The following is an 18734-nucleotide window of genomic DNA, read 5'->3' as shown; positions in this document are numbered from 1 at the left end:
ACCTATTATTCTTTTGCCTGTATGCGCGGGAAAAGCGGCATACCCTTGCTGATAGTATTGCTGCCTAACTGTTGGCCGATTAAATCTGCGGTATGCGGCATAAAAGGGGCTATTTCTTTCTGAACAGACCTTATCACCATAATCAATATACTGATAAATTCCTTAAGTTCCTCTGTTTTCTTCTCCTTAGCTAAATTCCAGGGCTTGATCTCTTCTACATATTTATTGCTCATGCTTATGACCTCCCACACAGCGTTCATAGCCGCTCCAAAATCAAAATCCGGAGCTAAAAGGCTTTTGGAAGTCTTTTGCGGCAGGCTTTCAACTTTTGCTTTTATGCTCTTAGAGATGCTGTTTTTTAATAACGGGATTTCCGGGATAGCCCCGGAGAAATATTTTTCAACCATATTTAATGTCCTGAAAACCAGGTTGCCAAGATCATTGGCAAGGTCGCTATTGAATCTTTTTATAATAGCGTCTTCGGAAAAATTACCATCAAGCCCGAAAGGGACATCGCGTAAAAGGAAATACCTATAAACGTCAATGCCATATTTATCAACCATCTCAAGCGGAGATATAACATTCCCAATGGATTTAGACATCTTACTGTCATCAATAAGCCACCAACCATGCGCAAAGACAGTATCCGGCAGTCTTATATCCAGGGCCTTTAGCATTATCGGCCAATAAACCGCATGCTGCCTGAGTATATCCTTACCGATCAAATGGACAACCTCAACATCATGGTTCCACCACTCCGAATTATACACTCCGTTTTCATCGAATGAACCTACCGCGCTTATATAATTTAACAATGCATCGAACCATACGTATGTGACATGCCCGGTGCTAAAAGGCAAAGGTATACCCCAACTTAACCGTTCTCTCGGCCTGGATATACAAAGGTCGCTCAACTGATTCATCTCCAGGAAACTCAAAACTTCCTCACAGCGGCTCTCTGGCCTGATAAACCCCGGGTTCTTATTTATATAATTAATAAGCCATTCCTGATAGATCGATATCCTGAAAAAGTAATTTATCTCAGATATTTTTTCTACCGGCCTCTTGCAATCAGGGCATAATTGGCCTTCAATCTGGGTTTCGGTCCAGAATGTCTCGCATGGCGTGCAGTACCAGCCTACGTATTCAGAAGAATAAACCACCTTCTTGCCGGAAACCTCTTTAGCATATAATATCTCCAATGCTTTCTGCACAGTCGATATGTGCCTAGGCTCTGTAGTGCGGATAAAATCATCATAGGAAATATTAAGCCTGGACCATAGCTCTTTAAATTGCACCACCACCCTGTCTACAAATTCCTGAGGCTTTAACTTCGAATCATCCGCCGCTTTCTGTATCTTCTGCCCATGCTCATCGGTACCGGTAAGGAAACGCACGGATCCGGCGCCAAGCTTCTGGCGGTTGTGCCGCGCTAAAGTATCGGCTGCTATGCTGGTATACGAATGCCCGATATGAGGAGAGGCATTGACATAGTAAATAGGCGTAGTAATATAAAATTTATTTTTCATTCTGCTGTTCCTTATAGCTCATAATAATCTGGGTACCGTCCTCAAGCTCCACCAAGGCGTTCCTTTTAAATACATTCACGCTTATAACCTTTCCTTTACCCTGGGTAGTATGTATACGCTCCCCTTCGCGGGGCAGGCCCTTCGAGAGTATTTTATAAGTCTCGTACTCATAATTCAGACAACACATAAGCCTTCCGCAGATACCGGATATCTTAGGAGGGTTAAGAGGCAGCCCTTCTTCTTTCGCCATCTTTATGCTCACAGGCTCAAAATCCTTTAGGAATGTTGCGCAACACAACTGCCTGCCGCATGGGCCAAAGCCGCCGAAAAGCTTAGCTTCATCCCTGACCCCGATCTGCCTAAGCTCAATCCTGGCCTTAAATATCTTGGCCAGGTCCTTGACTAATTCTCTGAAATCAACACGGCCTGAAGCTGTAAAATAAAATATTATTTTGTTACGGTCGAATGAATATTCTGCCTGGACCAGCTTCATATCTATTTTATGTTCATCAATCTTCTTTAAACATGCTATGAAAGCCTCTTTCGCTTTATTCCTATTATCGGCTATTTGTTTTAAATCATTGTCGGAAGCAACGCGGATAATCTTCTTTAAAGGCTCTTTAGACTCTTCCGGAACGTGCCTGTCGCACGGTTTAACTATTTGGCCGTAATCCAGGCCCCTGTCATGCTCCACTATTACATAGTCGCCTTCTTTTAAATCCAGGCCCTGTATATTGCATGAATAGATCTGGCCCGAATCCCTTAATCTTACGAGTATGTTTTTTTGCATATAGCTAACCTCAAGTTAGAAATAATAATCCTGCGGTTAATGTTCTGTTCTATAAATAAAAAAGAATCGGCAAAATCGCTTATAATCTGATCCAGCTCCGTAAGTTCGTATTGCCCTGCCAGACCTCTTAATTCAGCAGACATTCCGGCATTTAATAAACCGGCAGTTATATCAGACTTTATTAAATAAATATCTCTAAACAAGGAAAGCAGCATTGATAACATGAGTTTCATCTCCTCTTTGCTTTCTAAAGGCAAGAAATCCATATCAAACTCTTTCTTACCGACAAACATATCGATAATATGCTTCCGCTGGCTTAAGATAGGAGAATCTTTGATAGCTAAAGCGTATCCCAGCCTGCCGCTGCTTAGAACAGCTATAGAACGTGCAGCTTCCTCTTCTACGCCATGCTCCTTCCTGAGTATTTCAGTTATTACCTCGTTATCCATCGGAGAGAACCTGATAGTCTTGCACCTTGATATAACTGTCTTAAATAGCATCCCGGGTTTTGAAGTTATTAATATTATCAAACTGTTAGGCGGCGGCTCCTCCAGGACTTTTAATAAAGCATTTTCCGCCTCGGCAGTAAGATTATGGGCATCATCGATAATAAATATTTTTTTCTTTGCCTCATAAGGCTTAAGGTAAATATCATTACGCAAAGAGCGTATATCCTCGATCTTTATTAATCCTGAATCGGCAGAAGATATAACATGCACATCCGGATGCTGGCTGTTTTTTATCTTTAAACATGATACGCACTGGCTGCATCCGGATTTATTCTGTTGGCAATTTAAAGCTTTGGCTAAAGCTAAGGCTACTGCCTTCTTACCTACCCCCTCCGGACCGCTAAAAATATACCCGCCGCTGATACGCCCGCTTTCAAGATGCTTTAATAATACCGAAATTGCCCTACTTTGGCCTTTTATTTCATTAAATGACATATTTATTTACCGAGTACTTTATCCGCTAAGAAACGTATCTTTGCTTGCGTTGAATATTTATCCTGCTCAACTTTTACCACTTTAATTCTTGACGGCTCAATACGGGCCAAAGATAGATATCCTTTTCTTACTCTTGCATGGTATGATAGAGCGCGCATTTCAATGCGGTCTTCAATACACTCCCTGTGCTTTAGTCCTTTTTTAACTGCCAGATCAAGAAATATAGTGAGGTCCGGCTTGATCCTCTGGGTGACAAAGCTGCCTACCTTATCAATCAATCTGATATCGATACCTAAACCATACCCCTGGTATGCCAGCGTAGAATCAAGAAATCTGTCACAGATGACTACATACCCTTTTGCTAAAGCAGGCTTGATAAGTTCTTCTACTATTTGGGCGCGCGCTGCCATATAAAGCAGCATCTCACACTCTTTAGACATTGCTTTGTTCCTGCAATCCAGAAGTATTTTCCTGATCTTTTCGCTAATCTTAGTTGCGCCAGGCTCACGTAAAGCAATAACTCTAAAACCTCGCTTCTTCAGATACCGATAAAGTAGGTTTGACTGCGTACTCTTACCGCACCCCTCCGAGCCTTCAAATGTAATAAACTTTCCTTTTCTCATTTTCTTCTTAATTCAGATGTCCCATCCTTCTTATCTAATAAGATATAGCCTCTCTTTTCTAGCTCTTCTCTTATTTTATCAGCCTCTTTGTATTTTTTTTCTCTTTTTAACTGCTCGCGCATAATTCTTTTTTGATTAGCAAGGTCAAAATCTAAAATCTCGAGTATTCCTGAATCCGTACTCAAGCGATCATCAGATTCAGGATTTGCATCGGCGGGAAATATGCCAAAAATGGAGTTAAGAAGATTGTTAATTGATTCAACCAGACATTTAAATTTAGGCCAATTATTTTTGATTTGCCAATTTACAGTAAGCGAATATGCACTAGATTGTGCCCGATTTAAAGCTGATAAAGCCAGCGGTGTGTTAAAATTGTCATCCATAGCTTTAAAAAAATCATTCTTCAATTCTTTTACTATATCAAAATTATCTTCAGAGACATCATTATTGGATTGATCTGAAGAATATTCTTTGTATTTACGCAATAAATAAACAAAGGTCTTATAGTTCTTTGTTATTTCTTTTAATTTTTGATCAGAATAATCAATTGGGCTCGAGTAGTGTGCATGTAAAAAAAATAATTTTAATACATCTTGGTGATATTTAGACAAAACATCTGAAACCGTAATGAAATTGCCCAAAGACTTAGCCATTTTTTGTCCATTAATAGTCAGGAGCTCATGGTGTATCCAGTATCTTGCGAATTTATTACCTAAGCCTTCTGATTGAGCAATTTCATTCTCATGATGCGGGAATATTAAGTCTATGCCTCCGCCGTGAATATCGAATTCTCCGCCAAGGATATCCGAACTCATTACAGAGCATTCAATATGCCATCCCGGCCTGCCGTTACCCCACGGGCTCGGCCAATAAGGTTCATTTTCTTTTGCTGATTTCCATAAAGCAAAATCAAGTGGATTGCGTTTGTTTTCACCCACCGCGACTCTAGCGCCTGCTTCCATTTTATCTATGGCTTGATGCGACAGTTTGCCATAATTGCTTGCCTTGGTAATATCAAAATAAACATCCGCTCCCGATTGATAAGCCACGCCTTTGCTTATAAGCTGTTCAATAAATTTTACCATTTTTTCAATATACTCACTTGCCCGCGGTTCCAATATGTGCGGTTTCTCAAAAGGTATCCCTAGATCTTTTAGGGCCTGGTGATAAGAAGCAAGATATTTATCGGAAACTTCTTTTACGGCTATATTTATATTTTTGCCTTCATATTCATTCCTTGCTTTATCAATAATCTTATCATCTACATCAGTAACATTTCTTACGAATTTAACCTTATAGCCCTTATAAACGAAGTACCTTCTAATCACATCAAAGACATATGCACTGCGTGCATGACCTATATGCGGCTCATCGTAAACCGTCGGCCCGCAAATATACATGTTTACTTGCTTCGGATTGACAGGCTTAAACTCCTCTTTATTCCTGGTAAGCGTATTATAAATATATAGGTCTGACATATGTTTTTTATTTTCTATGAACCATGAACTAAGATCTCTATATCTATTTTTTCTCCAACCTCTCTATCCTCTTCTCTAAGTCTTCAATATTCTGCATGATTGGGTCAAGGATATGTATATGGTCTAAGCTTATGTCTATTTTCTTGCCTTCCTGTTTGGTGATACGCCCCGGTACACCTACAACCGTAGAATTTGCAGGGACATCTTTTATAACAACGGCGTTTGCCCCGATATAAGAGTTATCTCCGACCATAATATTGCCCAAGACCTTTGCCCCGCCACCGATAACAACGTTGTTACCTATGGTTGGATGGCGCTTTCCTTTTTCGATGCCTGTCCCGCCAAGCGTAACTCCCTGGTAAAGCAGGACGTTGTCTCCGACAACCGCAGTTTCGCCTATTACTACACCCATGCCATGGTCAATGAAGAGCCCCTTGCCTATCCTTGCTCCGGGATGTATCTCGATGCCTGTCAAGAATCTGGCAAACTGGCTTAGCATCCTGGCCAAAAAGAACAATCCCATCTTATATAACAAGTGCGCTATGCGGTAATAGATCAACGCATGCAGCCCCTGATAAAGCATGACTACTTCAAGGTAGCTCTTAGAAGCCGGATCCCTGAGACGGGCAGACTTTATTTCATTTGAAAAAATTATTGAAATGATAATAATTTTAATAACTATCAATATAAGTAATATTCCGATGATAAATAGTACCTGGTCCATTTATCTATCCCCCTTTTTTACTAAAACGGCAACGGCATATGAGGCAATAGCATTCTTTTGGCCTATCGCCCCCAAGCCTTCATTGGTCTTTCCTTTAAGATTTACTCTCCGGTAATCCATACCAAGGATTTTAGCGATATTCTTTATTATTTTTTTCTTATAAGGAGAAATTCTTGGCCTTTCTAATACCACTACCGCATCAATATTATTGATTCTATAACCCTTTGCCTTCACCAGCCTTGAGGCTGCCTTAAGCAAGCTAACGCTGCAAGCATCCTTATATTTGGGACTCGTATCAGGGAAAAGTTCTCCGATATCCGGGCTGGATGACGCCCCCAGAATAGAATCGCATATCGCATGCAAAAGCACATCAGCATCAGAGTGCCCAAGCAGCCCTTTATAAAACTTGATCCTCAAGCCCCCTATGAATAAGGGCCTTGCCCTGACTAAACGGTGGATGTCATAACCTAAACCGATGCGATAATCCATATAATACCTGCCTATTTTACCGAATCTAATATAGCCTGGCCTATTGCTATATCTTCGGGTGTGGTAATCTTTATATTTGAATAAACTCCCGGGATTATGCTTACTTTTACCCCTAACTTTTCAATAAGGCTGGAGTCATCCGTGACTTTTTCTTTCCCGAACCTGGAATAAGCCTTAAGTATCAGCTCTCTCTTAAAAACCTGTGGAGTATGTACCTCCCATAATTTGCTTCTATCCAATGTCTTTTTAACAATGAGCCTGTTATCCGAATGCTTAATTGTCGCTTTAACAGGCACTGCACTTATTGCAGCTCCGGACTTGTAAGCTTTCTTTATTAATTCTGTAACATGGCCTGCATCAATAAAAGGCCTTACCCCGTCATGTATCAAAACAAGATCGGTATTATTATCAAGCGCCTCCAACCCGCAATAGACAGAATCCTGCCTTAGCTTGCCGCCTAATATGACTTTTGTTACTTTATCCAAAGAAAGCCTGGAGACTTCTTTTAGTATTGCCTGTCTGTTAGATGAGTTGCAGACAACTATGATATCATTTATCAAAGGGTGGCTGTTTAAACTCCGCAGAGAGAAAGTGATTATCGGCGTTTTGGCAATCTTGGCTAAGGCTTTAGAAGTTGAGGATTTAAACCTCACTCCCATCCCTGCTGCCAAAACAATAGCTGATGTAAACATACTATCTATGATTACTGTTATCTATTTTTGTAAAAATCATCTTTCCAGCCTGAGTCTGCAACACAGATGTGACTATAACCTTTACCTCCTGCCCAAGCATACGCCTGGCATCTTCAACCACTACCATAGTCCCGTCTTCAAGGTAGCCTACAGCCTGGTTATGCTCCTTGCCTTCTTTGAGCAATTTGATATTCATATGCTCTCCGGGGAATACTACCGGCTTAAGGGCATTAGCGAGTTCATTAATATTCAATATTTTAATACCCTGAAGGCTGGCTATACGGTTTAAGTTAAAATCTACGGTCATTATTTTGCCTTCAAGAAGCTTGGCCAGCTTTACAAGCTTTGCATCAACTTCTTTTGTTTCCGGGAATTCTTCTTCGTGGATAGCTATAGCTGAGCCTGATTCCTTCTGCAAAGTATGCAGTATCTCCAAGCCGCGCCTGCCCCTCTGGCGCTTTACCGGGTCAGTAGAATCAGCTATCTGTTGAAGCTCGCGTAAAACAAATTTAGGAATGACCATTTTGCTCTCCAAAAAACTGGTCTTATAGATATCTATAATCCTGCCGTCGATGATTGCGCTGGTATCAATCAATGTAACGCCTTCGGACTGGTCCTGCCTGCGCAGCCTTACATATGGTATTATTATGTTAAATTCATCCTTGCCGCGTAAACCTATAACCATCCCCAGATAACAAAATACAAGGGTAAGAGTAACCCTTATTATTGAAAGGCTCGCACCAGAAAGCTGAGCCAGGCTAAAAGCGTCTGTTACAAGTTTTGCCATGATAAGGCCAAGTATCAGGCCAAAAACAGAACTTGAAAGCCCTCTCATCGACACCTTACGCATACCTATTTCCAGGAATATAATAACGACACTGGCTAAGAAACCCACGCCTGCGCCAATAAACCCAAAACCTAAAGTCTCCAAAGTCTGATAGCCGATAATTGTGCTGGCTACAGCAAATAAAATCCTTGTTAATAATAGGTTCATAAAAACCTCCTTATAATATCAGCGGCAATACTTTAATAATACCGCTGATGTTTGCGGCTATGCTTACTAAAAAATAATATTTATTAATCAGCCGCAAATGCATAAAAACGTTAATAATTATTTTTTTAAAATAATATCCAATGCTTCCCTAAGAGTGGCAACGGGCATAATCTCAATGCCGCTTTTTTTAGAATCAATGTTCTTACTATTGTTCTTTGGTATAATACACCTGCTAAACCCGAGTTTGCATGCTTCGTTTATCCGAAGCATGATCTGCGATACGCTCCTTATCTCGCCTGCCAAACCCACTTCTCCAAATATGACCGTGTCTTGCATAAGCTTAACATCACGAAAGGCAGAGGCAACGGCTGAAACCACAGCCAAGTCGCAAGCCGGGTCTTCAACTTTTATGCCTCCGGCTATATTGACGAATATATCCTCTAATTCAAGATGGAAGCCGATACGCTTCTCAAGGACTGCGATTAAAAGGCTCAGGCGGTTAAAATCAAAACCCTGGCTGCGCCTTCGCGCATATCCAAAGCTGGATTTGCTTACCAATGCCTGTATTTCAACCAAAAGCGGCCTGCTCCCTTCTAACACCGCAGACACTACCGAACCGGAAGAATCTTTTGATCTTTCGGATAAAAATATTTCCGAAGGATTCTTGACCTGCATCAACCCTTCAGGGCTCATTTCAAATACACCGATTTCATTGGTTGAGCCGAACCGGTTCTTGACCGCGCGCAATATCCTGTAAGCAGAAAAACGGTCGCCTTCAAAATAAAGCACGGTATCAACTATATGTTCCAATACCCTGGGGCCGGCGATAGCGCCCTCTTTTGTAACATGGCCTATAATAAAGACCGAGGTTTGGGAACTTTTTGCAAATTGCGTAAGCATACCGGCGCATTCACGGACTTGCGTCACGCTTCCGGCAGAAGAACCGATTGATGAATCAAATATCACCTGGATTGAATCAATTATTAAGATATCCGGTTTAAGTTTTTTAGCAAACTCAATTATTATAGAAAGGTCGGTCTGATTAACAATAAAAAGATTATTGCTGTCTAAAGAACCCAGGCGCTTAGACCTGAGCTTGGTCTGCTGGATGGACTCTTCACCGCTTACATAAAGCACTGTCTGGTCCTGCTTGGATAACTGGTTAGATACCTGCAAGGATATCGTGGATTTACCGATGCCAGGATCACCGCCTATCAGCGTAACCGAACCGGGGACTACCCCTCCCCCTAAAACTCTGTCAAATTCAGCGATACCGGTTTTAAACCGCTGCTTTTCATCTATCACCACGTCTTTCAGAAGGACGGGCTGTTCTTTGTGAAAATTGGCCCTATCTTTTGACTTTACAGCAGGGTCAGAATAATTTTCTTCGGCGAATGAATTCCAACTATTACAATCAGGGCACTTCCCTAACCACTTTGGAGACTGATAACCGCAATTTTGACAGCTAAAAACAACTTTTGTTTTCATTTCAAAGGCTTTTCCTTTGTCTTCCAGAATAATTTCCAGGGGTTGCGTCTTAAATCCATAGATAGAGCCTCTATCTCTTTATATATCGCATCATCATACAGAAGCTTACCTACGGTGCCTTGACCGTGATTAATCTTGGCTATGCTTTCATCAAGATTAGTAGCTATATTATTTGCTAATTTTACGACCTCATGCATAGGTAAGGGATCCTCTCCGTCAAGAGATGCACCTTTGGCTAAGGTATTGGCATAATCTTTACCCGGCATTATCTCCAGGTATTTCTCACCCAGTAAACCGAGAGTATTAACCCAGATCGTAGAATCCATCGGAATTTTAATATTTTTATTAACCCAGCAACGGATATTTGTCTTTATCGGATCTGTTGGGTTATTTGGCGCCACGAAAGTAATATTTTTTACCTCGCCGACATCAACTCCGGCAAACCTGACCGGTGCCCCTACCTTGATACCGTTTACAAAATTAAATATAAAACTTACCTCATAACCAGAAGTCCATGTCCTGAAGCCACCAAGGGACAGGACAAACACAGATAAAATAACTATTCCCAGAAAAACGAAAATACCGACTTTCATTTCTAATTTTGTTTTTCCGAATATCATAGATAACCTCCGTTATTTTAAATAATGTCCAGATAAATTTAGCCTAAAGTCTCCGTAATCGGCCCATATGCCAGGCCGTTGACAAACTGATGGACAACCGGGTGTTTTGCATTCTGTATTTCTTCAGAAGTCCCTTCTGCTATTATCTTGCCGCGATACATCATAGCTATCCTGTCTGCTACTTTATAGGCACTCTTCATATCATGAGTAACCACGATAGATGTGACCTTCAATTTATCATGCAGGCTCCTGATAAGGTCATTAATACTATCGGCGGTAATCGGGTCAACCCCTGTAGTCGGTTCATCATAAAGTATGATTTCCGGCTTAAGACAAATCGCCCTGGCAAGCGCCACGCGCTTTTTCATGCCTCCGCTTAGTTCTGAAGGCATAAGATTCCCGATGCCGCAAAGACCAACCAGGCAAAGTGATTCCTCAATGCGTTCCAGCAATTCCTTATGACCTATACTTTGATGCTCTATAAGGCCGAAGCCTACATTCTCGCCCACGGTCATTGAATCAAATAACGCTCCGCCCTGAAAAACCATAGCTATTTTCATGCGCAGCTGATTTATTTCTGCGTCCTTTAATTTATTTACTTCTTTCTTGTCTACGAAGATGCTCCCTTTATCCGGCCTTAATAAACCCACGATATGTTTCAATAATACTGACTTTCCGCAGCCTGAACGGCCTATGATCACACATGTAGTGCCGGTCTCAACCTTAAGGCTGAGTTCATCTAAAACCTTATGCTCGCCAAATGATTTGCATACATTCATAATATCGATCATCTCTTACCTCTCTAAGGAAAAATAAAATAAAATAAAGCGGTAAAGAAGCAATCCGCAATAATAATCAAAATAAAAGTTATAACTACCGAGCGGGTAGTTGCCCGCCCTACTCCTTCGGCGCCGCCCTCGACATTAAAGCCTTCATAACAACTGACTAACGCTATTATCATACCGAAGACAACGGACTTAAATAAGCCGGTAAAAAGATCTTTATATTGCAAGGCGTCAAAAGTAACATGCATATAAATACTGGAGGATATCCCCAGTTTTGCTGTGCATATCAGAAAGCTCCCGAATATGCCTATGGCGTTAGAATAAAGAGTAAGCAACGGAAGCATAAAAGTCAAAGCTAGAAAACGCGGCACAACCAGGTATTTTATCGGATTCGATGCAAATGACTCCAAAGCATCGATCTGCTCAGTAACCTGCATAGAGCCTAACTCGGCAGTGATAGATGCGCCGACCCTGCCTGCTACTACCAAAGCCGTAATGACCGGGCTCAATTCCCTGACTAAAGATAGAGCAACCATGCTTGCAATATAAAGTTCAGAGCCTATGCGCTGCATAAAATATGCTGTCTGTAACGCAAAGATAAACCCGATAAACAGGGATATCAAAGAGACTATCGGCAGGCTGTCGTAACCGGCTTTTTTAGCCTGCTCAAAAATCCTGTGCTTCTTGTAGGGAGGAGTAAAGATGCGATAAATAGTCTGCATAGCCAGATTGCTTAAACCTCCCAGAAAATACATAAAATAAAGGATTCTTCTGCCGAAGATTACGAACAGGCGTTTAATCATTCTAAAACTAGCTCCTCATTTTTACGGGAAACTCGGACAGTGGCTCCGTCCTTGAACCTGCCTGAGATTATTTCAGAAGCTAAGGGATCCTCAAGGAACCTCTGTATTATCCTCTTTAACGGCCTTGCCCCGAATACCGGATCAAAACCTTTCTCGATTATAAAATCTTTGGCATCCGGACGGATATCAAGCTTTATATTTTTATCTTTTAACCTATCAGCAACATGGCCTACTTCAAGATCAACGATCTTCTCAAGATCTGCCCTTAATAACGACCTAAACACTATAATATCATCTACGCGGTTGATGAACTCAGGCTTAAAGGTTTTTTTAACCTCTTCAAGAAGCTTATCTTTCATCTCCTCGTAAGTAACCTCTTCTTTTTGCGCTTTAAAACCCAAAGAAACGCTCTTTTTAATCAGCTCCGCTCCGACATTTGAGGTCATAATAATGACCGTGTTTCTGAAATCCACTTTTCTGCCAAAGCTATCAGTAAGCCTGCCTTCTTCAAAAACCTGCAGCAAAAGATTAAAAACATCCGGATGCGCCTTCTCGATCTCATCAAAGAGAATAACTGCATAAGGCCTTCTTCTGACCCTTTCAGTCAGTTGCCCTCCTTCTTCATAACCTACATAACCCGGAGGTGCGCCTACTAAACGGGAAACATTAAATTTCTCCATATACTCAGACATATCCAGCTGCAGGAGTGCATCCTCATCGCCGAACATAAACTCTGCCAGTGCCCTGGCAAGCAAAGTCTTGCCGACACCGGTAGGGCCTAAGAATATAAAAGAACCTATAGGCCTCTTTGGGTCTTTTATACCTGCCCTTGAACGCCTTATCGCATTTGCTATAGCAGAGATCGCCTCATTCTGACCGATAACCCTGTTATGTAAGACTTCTTCAATCTTAAGAAGCTTTTCGCTTTCTTTTTCTTCAAGGCGGAATATCGGTATGCCTGTCCACTGAGAAACAATCCTTGCGATATCTTCCTCCGCGACCTCAGGCCTGGTCCTGTCTTTTGTCTGCCCCCATTTCTGATTCAACTCTTCCAGTTCCAGCCTTGCCTGCCTCTCCTGGTCACGCAATGAAGCTGCTTTCTCAAAATCCTGGCTCTTGATATAAGCTTCTTTTTCCTTCTTTAAGACCTCGACCTTTTTTTCTAACTCTTTTATTTCCGGAGGGACGACTAAAACATTTAACCTTGAGCGCGAACCGGCCTCATCAATCAAATCAATCGCCTTATCAGGCAAAAACCTGCCCGTGATATACCGGTCTGATAATTTTGCAGCAGCTTCTAAAGCCTCATCCTTAAAAGTAACCCGATGGTGAGCCTCATATTTATCTCTTAAGCCCTTAAGTATCTCTACGGTCTGCAGGACAGAGGGCGGCTCTACCATTATAGTTTGGAAACGCCTCTCAAGCGCAGCATCTTTCTCAATATACTTCCTGTATTCATCCATGGTTGTGGCTCCGATACACTGTATCTCGCCGCGTGAAAGTGCGGGCTTGAGAATATTGGAAGCATCAATTGCTCCTTCGGCAGCACCGGCTCCGACTAAAGTATGCAACTCATCAATAAAAATGATTACATCCTGTGAACGCTTGATCTCTTCCATTACCGCTTTTATCCTTTCCTCAAACTGGCCGCGGTATTTTGTTCCAGCGATCATCATTGCCAAATCTAAAACCACAATCCTCTTATTCCTCAATATCTCCGGGACATTCCCAGAAACAATAGACTGTGCCAAGCCTTCGACTATAGCAGTCTTACCTACCCCTGCTTCACCGAGTAAAACAGGATTATTCTTGGTACGCCTGCTCAAAACCTGTATAACTCTTTCTATCTCCTGGTGCCTGTCGATAACCGGGTCTAATTTGTTTGCTTTAGCCAATTGTGTAAGGTCCCTGCCGAAAGCATCCAGTGCAGGCGTTTTGCTTTTAGACTGCTGCTGGCCAAAGCCGGGAAGGGCCGACCCCAAGACTTCCATGATCTCATTGCGCACGGTATTAAGATCCACTCCCAGATTTAAAAGTACCTGCGAAGCTACACCTTCGCCTTCGCGGATCAAACCAAGAAGTATATGCTCAGTGCCTATATAATTATGCCCTAAAGAACGCGCCTCTTCTGCAGCAAGCTCAAGCGCCTTCTTCGACCTGGGAGTAAAAGGGATGTCCCCGATTATCTGGGTAGTAGGCCCGGGTTGTACGAGTTTTTCTATCTCAAGGCGTATGTTCTCCAAAGACAACCCCAGCTTCTGTAGAACAGCTGCAGCTACACCTTCGCCTTCGCGGATCAAACCAAGAAGTATATGCTCAGTGCCTATATAATCATGATTAAAACGCCTGGCTTCTTCTTTAGCTAAAATGATTACTTTTCTTGCTCTTTCTGTGAACCTGTTAAACATTACTCCTCCTATTATGTATATCTTTACGAGCTGTCTTTTAACTTATTCCTTACTATCTCTGCCCTTTTGGTATCTCTTTCCTGAGAAGAAAGCTTTTTATTCTCCAGCTTCTGTAAATGCGCCGGCTGGGTAATAATAAATAATTCGTTTATTGACCGGCGGTCGATATTTTTGATTATGCCCAGATCGCATCCCAGCCTAACCATCGATAAAAGTTCGGTTGTTTCCTTGCTGGAAATAATATGGGCGCTTTTAAGTATGCCGAAACTGCGGCTGATCCTGTCTTCAAGCATGGACCTTCCCTGAGAAAGTAACACTTGCCTGGCCTGTGTTTCCTGCTCAATTACCTGCTTAATAAGGCTATTTATATTCTCAAGTACTTCCATTTCGCTATGACCTAAGGATACCTGATTGGAAATTTGGAAGAAATTACCAGTAGCTTCAGTACCCTCTCCATATAATCCGCGGGTTGTAAAACTTAATTTAGATATCGCGGCAAGTATCCTGCTTATCTGCCTGGTGATAACCAGGGCGGGCAAATGCAGCATAACTGAGCCGCGCATACCGGTGCCGGTATTAGTAGGACAAGCAGTAAGGTACCCCCACTCCCGGGAAAAGGCAAATTTCAGGTCTTTAGACAATTCATCATCAATCTTATTTATTATGTTCCAAGCTTCGAACAAATTAAACCCTGACTGCATGACCTGAAACCTTATATGGTCTTCTTCATTTATCATGATAGAAACTATCTCTTCCGGGTCAATGACCAAAGCCTTGGAATTGGTTTTCTGGGCATGCTCATGAGACATAAGGTGCCTTTCAACAAGAAAATCCTTGTCAACGCTGTCTAATTCCGAAAGCTTGAAGATAGTAACACCTTTTAACATATTATTTTTCATTATTGCGTTCTCTATAACAGCAAGGTTATCTTCAGCCTGTTTCTTATTTGCATGGTGCGGGAAAGGCGCCTGATCAAGATTCCTTGCAAGGCGTACCCTGCTGGAAATTACAATTTCAGAACTTGGCCCGGTACCTTTTAGCCATTCGCTTGTATGATTTAACAGGTCATTTATTCTTATTGCCATTTTTAGCCTCTGATCTTCCTTGTGTTTTTTCCAGCTCTTTTATTTGGTCCCGTATTCTGGCTGCGTCCTCAAAAGCCTCTGACTCTATTGCTTTTTGCAACTTCAAGCGCAACTCGGCAACCTGGTCCTTTTCTGCTAACGACTGTTTTGGAGCGGGAAATGGCGACTTCCCGAAATGAGAACTGGAACCGTGTATCCTTTTAAGCAACGGGGCCAGGTATTTCTTGAAAGAGGTATAACACTCACCGCAGCCGAGCCTGCCGATCTTCTTAAAATCTGAATAACTCAGGCCGCAATTCGAACACTTGGCTGAAACTGCTTCTTTATCCTGTGCTGGCTTTTCAAATTCCGCCAAACCCGCCAATAGTTCGCTAAGCCCGAACTGCTGTTCCATCTGCGCGCTCTTTTGCCTTGCACAGTCCTCGCAAAGATGCAGCTCATTCATCTTTTCATCAATTATTTCCGTGAGGTGCACCGTAGCGGTATTCTTACCACAGATATCACACAACATAATATAATCCTCTCAGTATTTTACTCCGTCAGTTTTAGTTAATTCTCTGAACTTTTTCATCAACCTTAAGGTAACTGCGCCCGGAGCACCTGAGCCGATAACCCTGCCATCAACCTTAACAACCGGGATTACTTCAGCAGCAGTGCCGGTCAAGAAACATTCATCCGAAATAAAGACTTCATGCCGGGTGATAACATGTTCATGGACAGGGATCCTGGCACTTTTGGCGATATCAATAATGGCATCCCTGGTAATACCTCTTAAGGTACCCATGCACTGCGGAGGCGTATAGAGCTCGTTCTTCTTCACGATAAATAAATTATCTCCTGTGCATTCGGCTACATATCCTAATGAATCAAGCATTATCGCCTCATCATAACCGCTGTTTGCAGCTTCGATCTTTGCCAATATATTGTTGAGATAATTCAAAGATTTGATCTGCGGATTCAATGCCTCAGGGAGATTACGCACAGTCGGAACGGAAATTATAGAAAGGCCCTGTTTGTAAAATTTCTCGGGATAAAGAGCAATTTTATCGGCGATAATAATAATCGTGGAGTTACCGTAGCATTTACGCGGGTCCAAACCCAAATCCCCCTCACCCCTGGTAACAATGAGCCTGATATATGCATTATCAAGGTCGTTCTTCTTAAGCGTTGCTACCACGGCTCTGGACAATTCATCTCTTGACATCCGCATCGGCAGCATTATGCTATGCGCGGATTCATATAGCCTGTCGATATGCTCTTTCAGCTTAAAAACCCGTCGCCTGTAAGACCTGATGCCTTCAAAAACCCCATCACCATATAAAAGGCCGTGGTCAAACACTGAAATCTTGGCTTCTTTCCTGCTATAAAACTTACCATTAATATAAATTTGCATATACTCTCCTTTTGCGCCTTAATTCAATAAAACACCGTCTTTAAGATTAAAAATCCTGTTACCCAAACTTGCCAGCTCCTGATTATGAGTAACCAGGATAACTGTCATCTTGGATTTTAAATTTACGTCTTTAATTAATGACATTATCTGGTTACCGGAAGCTGAATCCAGATTACCGGTAGGTTCGTCGCATAATAAAACCTGCGGGTCATTCATCAACGCCCTTACAATGGCTACCCTCTGCTTCTCACCTCCGGAAAGCTGCATAGGGAAATGGTTCAATCTGTTTGAAAGGCCGACATTAGCAAAAAGCCCGATCGCCTTATTTCTTATCTCTGCTGCCTGCGGCTTAGTATAAGAACCGTTAAAAAAAACAGGTAATACTGCATTTTCTAAAACAGTAAATTCGGAAAGCAAGTGGTAAAACTGAAAAACAAATCCTATTTTCTGATTCCTCACCCTTGATATCTTCTGGTCATCCATCCTGTAAATATCCTGGCCGCCTATTGACACCTTACCCTCGCTTGGTGAATCTAAGCCTCCGAGGATATGCAGGAGAGTAGATTTGCCGGCTCCCGAAGGACCGACAATCGTTATAAACTCCCCTTTTTTAACATTTAAATCTATGCCCTTAAGTATCTCAAGCCTATTACTGTCTATGATATAATTTTTATAAATTCCTTTGGCCTCTATCATGGTTGTTATTCGTAACGCAGTGCTTCTACCGGCTTAAAACCTGCAGCCTTGCTTGCCGGATATATCGTTGACATTAACGTAATAAATAATGCCGAAATGATAATTACCACTATGTCCGGCCAGAAAACAATTGATACCGGCAATTTATCAATGGAATAAACTGATGGCAATCTAATAAACTGGTATTTCTTAAGTATAAAGCACAAAGCTACCCCCGAAAGGCCTCCGATCAAAGTGCCCATAGTCCCGATAAACAGGCCTACGAAAGTAAAAATATTGCGTATTCCCTTGGCGCTCATACCCAAAGCCCTTAATACGCCTATATCCTTGGTCTTTTCCACCACCATCACTATTAACGTACTTGCAATATTAAAAGCAGCCACAAATATAATCAACGTCAATATTAAAAACATCGTAATCTTTTCCAGCTTAAGGGCGGCAAAGAAATTTTCATTTAACTGCATCCAGGTTTTAAGATAGTAATCCTGCCCTATCTTTGAACCAAGTTCTGCTTTTATTTTGTCTGCAAGATAGAGATTATCCAGTTTAACAGCAAGGGCGCTAATCCTATCCGGCATACCAAAAATTTCCTGTGCAGTCGTTATATTGACGAATACCAGCCTTAAATCATAATCATACATGCCTGAGCTGAATATCCCGCAAACCTTAAGCTTGCGTAATTTACCCTGAGAAGAATACGTGTCTATATAGGAACCGACTCCGACACCAAGATAAAGGGCCATCTCTCTGCCGATGATCACGGCATCGCCTCTTAAGTTATTGATATCGCCGCTGGTTAAATATTCTTTTATTTTTGTTACTTTGATTTCCTGCTCTGGGTCTATGCCTTTTAAGTCCGCTGCAAAGATAGCATTACCCTCTTTAAGCAACACCTGGCCCTGCACATATTCTGAAACATCCCTGACCCCGGGGTTAGACCTTATTTCTTTAATCAGGGCGCTGGCAGAAATTGATTCTATACCGTCATAGCCGAAGACTGTGATATGGGAAAAATTTCCCACGATTTTATCCCTTAATTCTCTGTCAAAACCGTTCATAACCCCGATAACAACTATCAAAGCCATGACGCCTATTGCGATCCCCGACATAGAAAGGACGCTGATTAAAGAGATAAATTTCTCTTTACGCTTAGTCAATAAATACCGGAGGCCGATAAAAATTTCCGCTTTCAT

The 18734-nt window shown here is 41.9% G+C and carries 19 protein-coding genes; all 19 read right to left on the bottom strand.

Annotated features, from left to right (window positions below):
• Window positions 1–5 precede the first annotated feature (5 nt).
• Entirely contained in the window at window positions 6–1529 is a 1524-nt protein-coding gene (gene metG, locus C4533_06720; GenBank protein ID RJP28162.1) for a methionine--tRNA ligase, read from the bottom strand.
• A complete protein-coding gene (locus tag C4533_06715) occupies window positions 1519–2319 on the bottom strand; it encodes a stage 0 sporulation protein (GenBank protein RJP28161.1) in 801 nt (266 codons plus the stop codon). The genes metG and C4533_06715 overlap by 11 nt, the downstream gene beginning before the upstream one ends.
• On the bottom strand, window positions 2298–3263 hold the full coding sequence (holB, locus tag C4533_06710; protein RJP28160.1) for a DNA polymerase III subunit delta': 966 nt from the start codon (window positions 3261–3263) through the stop codon (window positions 2298–2300). Before holB ends, C4533_06715 begins: the two co-directional genes overlap by 22 nt.
• A gap of 2 nt (window positions 3264–3265) precedes the next feature.
• Window positions 3266–3886 carry a dTMP kinase gene (locus C4533_06705; GenBank protein ID RJP28159.1) on the bottom strand — a complete coding sequence of 207 codons (621 nt, stop codon included), beginning with the start codon at window positions 3884–3886 and terminating at the stop codon, window positions 3266–3268.
• On the bottom strand, window positions 3883–5364 hold the full coding sequence (locus C4533_06700) for a cysteine--tRNA ligase (GenBank protein RJP28158.1): 1482 nt from the start codon (window positions 5362–5364) through the stop codon (window positions 3883–3885). The genes C4533_06705 and C4533_06700 overlap by 4 nt, the downstream gene beginning before the upstream one ends.
• Window positions 5365–5407: 43 nt before the next feature.
• Window positions 5408–6088, bottom strand: coding sequence for a serine O-acetyltransferase (gene cysE, locus C4533_06695; GenBank protein ID RJP28157.1), 681 nt, complete (start codon window positions 6086–6088; stop codon window positions 5408–5410).
• Window positions 6089–6577 (bottom strand): 2-C-methyl-D-erythritol 2,4-cyclodiphosphate synthase, encoded by a 489-nt coding sequence (locus C4533_06690; GenBank protein RJP28156.1) that lies wholly within the window; start codon window positions 6575–6577, stop codon window positions 6089–6091. It abuts the gene before it with no gap.
• Between the two features lie 11 nt (window positions 6578–6588).
• Window positions 6589–7269: a 2-C-methyl-D-erythritol 4-phosphate cytidylyltransferase gene (gene ispD, locus C4533_06685; protein ID RJP28155.1), complete on the bottom strand. Its 681-nt coding sequence runs from the start codon at window positions 7267–7269 to the stop codon at window positions 6589–6591.
• A gap of 1 nt (window position 7270) precedes the next feature.
• On the bottom strand, window positions 7271–8263 hold the full coding sequence (locus C4533_06680) for a PIN domain nuclease (protein RJP28154.1): 993 nt from the start codon (window positions 8261–8263) through the stop codon (window positions 7271–7273).
• A gap of 117 nt (window positions 8264–8380) precedes the next feature.
• A complete protein-coding gene (gene radA / locus C4533_06675; protein RJP28153.1) occupies window positions 8381–9751 on the bottom strand; it encodes a DNA repair protein RadA in 1371 nt (456 codons plus the stop codon).
• Entirely contained in the window at window positions 9748–10371 is a 624-nt protein-coding gene (locus C4533_06670; protein ID RJP28152.1) for an MCE family protein, read from the bottom strand. Before C4533_06670 ends, radA begins: the two co-directional genes overlap by 4 nt.
• A 38-nt stretch (window positions 10372–10409) precedes the next feature.
• Entirely contained in the window at window positions 10410–11162 is a 753-nt protein-coding gene (locus C4533_06665; protein ID RJP28151.1) for an ABC transporter ATP-binding protein, read from the bottom strand.
• A gap of 11 nt (window positions 11163–11173) precedes the next feature.
• Window positions 11174–11959, bottom strand: coding sequence for an ABC transporter permease (locus C4533_06660; protein RJP28150.1), 786 nt, complete (start codon window positions 11957–11959; stop codon window positions 11174–11176).
• Window positions 11956–14367: an ATP-dependent Clp protease ATP-binding subunit gene (locus C4533_06655; protein ID RJP28149.1), complete on the bottom strand. Its 2412-nt coding sequence runs from the start codon at window positions 14365–14367 to the stop codon at window positions 11956–11958. Before C4533_06655 ends, C4533_06660 begins: the two co-directional genes overlap by 4 nt.
• Before the next feature lie 23 nt (window positions 14368–14390).
• Window positions 14391–15452: a protein arginine kinase gene (locus tag C4533_06650; GenBank protein RJP28148.1), complete on the bottom strand. Its 1062-nt coding sequence runs from the start codon at window positions 15450–15452 to the stop codon at window positions 14391–14393.
• The gene (locus C4533_06645) at window positions 15433–15963 is read right to left on the bottom strand and encodes a hypothetical protein (protein ID RJP28147.1); all 531 of its coding nucleotides are present in this window, start codon (window positions 15961–15963) and stop codon (window positions 15433–15435) included. Before C4533_06645 ends, C4533_06650 begins: the two co-directional genes overlap by 20 nt.
• 12 nt (window positions 15964–15975) lie before the next feature.
• Window positions 15976–16845: a branched-chain-amino-acid transaminase gene (gene ilvE, locus C4533_06640; GenBank protein ID RJP28146.1), complete on the bottom strand. Its 870-nt coding sequence runs from the start codon at window positions 16843–16845 to the stop codon at window positions 15976–15978.
• A gap of 18 nt (window positions 16846–16863) precedes the next feature.
• On the bottom strand, window positions 16864–17541 hold the full coding sequence (locus tag C4533_06635; GenBank protein RJP28145.1) for an ABC transporter ATP-binding protein: 678 nt from the start codon (window positions 17539–17541) through the stop codon (window positions 16864–16866).
• Between the two features lie 5 nt (window positions 17542–17546).
• Entirely contained in the window at window positions 17547–18734 is a 1188-nt protein-coding gene (locus tag C4533_06630; GenBank protein ID RJP28144.1) for an FtsX-like permease family protein, read from the bottom strand.

This window comes from Candidatus Omnitrophota bacterium (genome assembly GCA_003598025.1).
In the GTDB taxonomy this organism is placed as follows: Bacteria; Omnitrophota; Gorgyraeia; order Gygaellales; family Profunditerraquicolaceae; genus Profunditerraquicola.
The sequence above is the reverse complement of the archived record's forward strand: the minus strand, read 5'-3'. Positions and strand labels throughout refer to the sequence as shown.

Bases quoted from the DNA above. Each gene is read 5' to 3' on its own strand.
- metG (RJP28162.1), bottom strand. From the start codon at position 1,529: ATGAAAAATAAATTTTATATTACTACGCCTATTTACTATGTCAATGCC.
- C4533_06715 (RJP28161.1), bottom strand. From the start codon at position 2,319: ATGCAAAAAAACATACTCGTAAGATTAAGGGATTCGGGCCAGATCTAT.
- holB (RJP28160.1), bottom strand. From the start codon at position 3,263: ATGTCATTTAATGAAATAAAAGGCCAAAGTAGGGCAATTTCGGTATTA.
- C4533_06705 (RJP28159.1), bottom strand. From the start codon at position 3,886: ATGAGAAAAGGAAAGTTTATTACATTTGAAGGCTCGGAGGGGTGCGGT.
- C4533_06700 (RJP28158.1), bottom strand. From the start codon at position 5,364: ATGTCAGACCTATATATTTATAATACGCTTACCAGGAATAAAGAGGAG.
- cysE (RJP28157.1), bottom strand. From the start codon at position 6,088: ATGGACCAGGTACTATTTATCATCGGAATATTACTTATATTGATAGTT.
- C4533_06690 (RJP28156.1), bottom strand. From the start codon at position 6,577: ATGGATTATCGCATCGGTTTAGGTTATGACATCCACCGTTTAGTCAGG.
- ispD (RJP28155.1), bottom strand. From the start codon at position 7,269: ATGTTTACATCAGCTATTGTTTTGGCAGCAGGGATGGGAGTGAGGTTT.
- C4533_06680 (RJP28154.1), bottom strand. From the start codon at position 8,263: ATGAACCTATTATTAACAAGGATTTTATTTGCTGTAGCCAGCACAATT.
- radA (RJP28153.1), bottom strand. From the start codon at position 9,751: ATGAAAACAAAAGTTGTTTTTAGCTGTCAAAATTGCGGTTATCAGTCT.
- C4533_06670 (RJP28152.1), bottom strand. From the start codon at position 10,371: ATGATATTCGGAAAAACAAAATTAGAAATGAAAGTCGGTATTTTCGTT.
- C4533_06665 (RJP28151.1), bottom strand. From the start codon at position 11,162: ATGATCGATATTATGAATGTATGCAAATCATTTGGCGAGCATAAGGTT.
- C4533_06660 (RJP28150.1), bottom strand. From the start codon at position 11,959: ATGATTAAACGCCTGTTCGTAATCTTCGGCAGAAGAATCCTTTATTTT.
- C4533_06655 (RJP28149.1), bottom strand. From the start codon at position 14,367: ATGTTTAACAGGTTCACAGAAAGAGCAAGAAAAGTAATCATTTTAGCT.
- C4533_06650 (RJP28148.1), bottom strand. From the start codon at position 15,452: ATGGCAATAAGAATAAATGACCTGTTAAATCATACAAGCGAATGGCTA.
- C4533_06645 (RJP28147.1), bottom strand. From the start codon at position 15,963: ATGTTGTGTGATATCTGTGGTAAGAATACCGCTACGGTGCACCTCACG.
- ilvE (RJP28146.1), bottom strand. From the start codon at position 16,845: ATGCAAATTTATATTAATGGTAAGTTTTATAGCAGGAAAGAAGCCAAG.
- C4533_06635 (RJP28145.1), bottom strand. From the start codon at position 17,541: ATGATAGAGGCCAAAGGAATTTATAAAAATTATATCATAGACAGTAAT.
- C4533_06630 (RJP28144.1), bottom strand. From the start codon at position 18,734: ATGAAAGCGGAAATTTTTATCGGCCTCCGGTATTTATTGACTAAGCGT.